The sequence below is a fragment of the Facklamia sp. P12945 genome, from assembly GCF_050409485.1.
Lineage (GTDB): Bacteria > Bacillota > Bacilli > Lactobacillales > Aerococcaceae > Facklamia.
In genome coordinates this window covers 1-3,742 of record NZ_JBNUPJ010000043.1, presented here as the reverse complement: position 1 = coordinate 3,742, position 3,742 = coordinate 1, and the positions used below count along the sequence as shown (strand labels likewise).

The following is a 3,742-nucleotide window of genomic DNA, read 5'->3' as shown; positions in this document are numbered from 1 at the left end:
AACCGTTAATTGCTTAATCTCCTTGGATAGCATCAACCCTATTGGACATAGAGCCTAGTTTTTCTAACTCTTTTAGTATAAACATCAAATTATTTTCATTATATAATAAACTATAAATTTAAACTGATTGTCTTTTTATTTAGCTTCTTAAAAATTTGCTCATTAGTTCTATCTGATGTTCAATAGATAATTTTTTTATTACTCCTAAGCCAGGGTCGCTCCCTTCATCAGCATCTGTAATAAATGTTAAAATACTTCAGTTTCTATGTTTTCTTTTACATATTCCTTACCTTCCAATTCCATTATCTTATTATACTATTCTTTTGGTTTAATAACTGCTTCATGGTATTTATTCGCTGGATCTGTTGGGCTATGATTGGTATCAGATACAAAATGATGAACCCTCAAGTTCTTTTTTTATCACAATCTATAATATGGATTGCTACAGCATGAGGTGAAAAGCCATTTTCCATAAAATCTTTACCCATTACATAATAATCTAAAAACCCTATGTAACCATCTTTTTTAAACGATAAATGATCAGAAGAAAAATATTCATCACCAACATAATCCGCATTTCTTTTTTGTTTATTGAAATTATCAGCTAAAAGTATTTTGTTTATTAAAAGCTTTTTAGACTAATTTCAACTTTGAAAAAATACTTAATCTTCATTAAAAGCTGTCCATTGAATATGCTCATAATGATGATTTATATCTTTCCATTCCGTAACTGTCAATTGATCCATACCTTCAACTATTAATTGAATCATATCTTTATCAATCATATTAACAATTTTAGCTTTTGTAAACATATTATAATCGCCTCCCCCAACAGCACGATATTGAGTGAGCGCTAAATGGTAATATTTTTGCTTATCAATTACTTTTTGTGTTTTTTCATTAATTAATTTGACCACACGCTTACCTATTGGTTGATTCAAATCAACCTCTACAGAAAAACCCGTGTACAAGTCATAATTGTAATGCTTAGGTTTAGGATAAATATAAGAAGGATTTACAGAAATTTTACCGGATGAATCAAAAGTAAAATAAGCAAAATTATGCTCCATCGCTTCAATTATATCCTGACCACTTACTTGGCTAACAGCAATTTGATTATAATAAGGATAAATATTCAATAGTTCTCCTCGCCTAACTTCACCTTGAAAATCTACAAAGTGATCGTTGAGCAAGGATATACCTGCGAAGTCTGCCCCTGTTTCATTCAACATCGTTCTCGTTAAAAACTCAGCAAAAGGATGGCCTTTCACTCTTGCTTGATGAAGATTTCGAGTGGGCATCTCCATGGGAGCATTCCCTAAGACCTCATCAAGCCAGTTAAGGCTCTGGCTATATTCAGGTTCTAATGGACGAATATTTTCAATTGCTGCGCTAGTTGTAAAAGAGTGTAAAGCCCCTTCAATTGCTGGGGAAGCTTTTTTATCTAAACTCACGATAACTTCACCCACCTTTTCACCACCATAGCCTGGTTGAATGACAAAGGAATCCTTAAAGGGCTGACAAATCTGACGATGTTGATGACCCGTTAATAAAAGATCTATTTCAGGAATCTCACTGATCATCTTATATCCTTGATTTTCTCCAGTTTGAGCCTCTAAGGCCTCTCCCGAAGATAGGTCAGCTTCAAAACCTCCATGATAAGCAACAACTAATAAATCCACTTGAGGTTTTAAAAATTGAGCATACTCTTTAACCGTTTCAAAAGCATCTAAAAATTCTAAGCCTTCATAATTTTCTGGCAACTCCCAGTGTGGTATATAGTGGGTGGTTACACCAATAATTCCGATTTTATAATCTTCAATGTTGATGACATCATAGGCTTTTCCCTTATAGGGCTTTTTGGTTTTTCGATCCACAATATTGCTACATAATATTTGTGCATTTATTAAGTCTAATGCAGTGTCTTGATAGGCCATTCCGTGATTAAATTCATGGTTACCAACAATTTGATAATCATAGTCCAAATCATTCATCATTCGAGCATAAGGAGCCGCACTCTTTGTCACTTGACTGGTATAGCTCGTCATAGGCGATCCTTGAATAAAATCGCCTAAATCAAATTGCAATGTCTTAATCGAATCTTGTTTTAATTGATCAATTAAAGCTGCAGTGTTCTTTAAGGAATACTCAGTCTGATCAGGATGATGGTGCCATTGACCATGTGTATCACTCGTTATTAAAAAGCGGATTTTAAGCATTGTTCCCCTCCAATATCTTGTCCATCGTATATATTTGGCCATACTGAGGATAGAAAACAATTAGACCTTTTGTTTCTAACTCTTGACCAAAAGCCTTTGGTTTAAATGTATGCCATGGAATAACAACTTTTGATTGAATCGTATAACCAATCATCAATAAATCTGCTTGAGAGGCATGACCTGAGACCCCAGCCTGATAGAAATCCCGGCCGTATTCAACCATATTGGTTAAAAACTCCTCATAACCAGCCATAAAGACTCCTAAAGGAACTCCGTTTGAATGTAAATATATTCCAGCTGGTAATTGATAAAGAATTTGATGACGTTCATAATCAATTAATAATAAATAGTCATTCGGCGAAGCCTTCAATTCTTCAGCACTTACCGAAAGACTACTTTCTTCTTCATCCTCACCTAAACAAAAAATATTATCGATTTTGCTTGATATATGTTGTTTAAGCAATTGGTAATACGCTTTATCTACGACAAATCTCCGTTGATGATTTTTAGCTATTTCATTCAATCTTATCAAGCGTTGTATATTTTGTGGATATAAATTAATGGTTATGATGCCTGCTTGTTTTTTACCCAATAAGTGGTCACTCTCTTTTAAAAACTGCCGCTCATTTGAACAAGCTAGATTATGATTTTTTCCCTCAACAGCTAAGTGAGGTGCGAGGTCATCTCCAAAATTAGACAAAGAGGTGCCTTCAATTAATAGTAGGTCTGGTTCAAAAGTATGGGCTTCTTCTACCCACTTGAGCACTTTTTCAGGGTTATAACCATTTAGTCTTAAGTCTCCTGAATAAACAATTTTCAAATCATTCGTTGCAATAAAATAGCACTCGCACCTTCTGTATCATGGTCACTCTCTTTAAAAGTTATCTTAAATGGCCCATGATGAATACTTGTTTGATGAGGAACACTTTGCCAATTAACATCATATTTAGGTAAAAAGGAATTTTTACTAAGTTTTCATAAAAGTTTAATGACTTCTCTGATGTGTATACAGGAATTTGTTCGTTTATTTGTCCTAAGGAACCTAGATGATCAAGGTGCAAGTGAGACAAGCAAATGGCAGTATTCGATGAGCTCACCTCATAAGCAGTTAACGAATTTGAATTTAACTGGCTTTGAGAATAAAATCCTTCTACCTTAGGCAATAAGTTATCTTGAAGGAATTGTTCAGTTAATGATCGATCTAGCAATTGTTTAATATCGGCTCCTACAAATGCTCCAAAATCCATAATCACTTGATGATTATCTTTTTGAAGGCTAATAATATTTCCCCCAATTGTGCCAATTCCACCCAAGAATTCAATCTTTGTTTGACTCATCAACTCTTCCTCTCTTAATAGTTTTTATCTTCACTATCAAGATTTTATCGTACCATATATTGGACCTAAAGTTCTACTTAACTTTTTTATCAAAATAAGCTATATTTTAACTTCATTCTGAACACCTAAAGGGGGCTGTATCATAAGTCCATTTTTGCTATAACTTTTAAAATAAGACCCGAGATA

4 protein-coding genes are annotated in these 3,742 nt (G+C 33.8%); all 4 read right to left on the bottom strand.

All coding sequences use genetic code 11. From position 1 onward, the window contains the following. Window positions 1-404 precede the first annotated feature (404 nt). Window positions 405-614 carry a sce7725 family protein gene (locus ACQV2X_RS08565; RefSeq protein WP_428874595.1) on the bottom strand — a complete coding sequence of 70 codons (210 nt, stop codon included), beginning with the start codon at window positions 612-614 and terminating at the stop codon, window positions 405-407. 48 nt (window positions 615-662) lie between these two features. After that, entirely contained in the window at window positions 663-2,219 is a 1,557-nt protein-coding gene (locus ACQV2X_RS08560) for a bifunctional metallophosphatase/5'-nucleotidase (protein WP_428874594.1), read from the bottom strand. Beyond that, on the bottom strand, window positions 2,212-3,039 hold the full coding sequence (locus ACQV2X_RS08555) for a hypothetical protein (RefSeq protein WP_428874593.1): 828 nt from the start codon (window positions 3,037-3,039) through the stop codon (window positions 2,212-2,214). Before ACQV2X_RS08555 ends, ACQV2X_RS08560 begins: the two co-directional genes overlap by 8 nt. A gap of 61 nt (window positions 3,040-3,100) precedes the next feature. After that, complete coding sequence (locus ACQV2X_RS08550) at window positions 3,101-3,556, bottom strand: hypothetical protein (RefSeq protein WP_428874592.1); 456 nt, start codon at window positions 3,554-3,556, stop codon at window positions 3,101-3,103. Window positions 3,557-3,742: the final 186 nt, after the last annotated feature.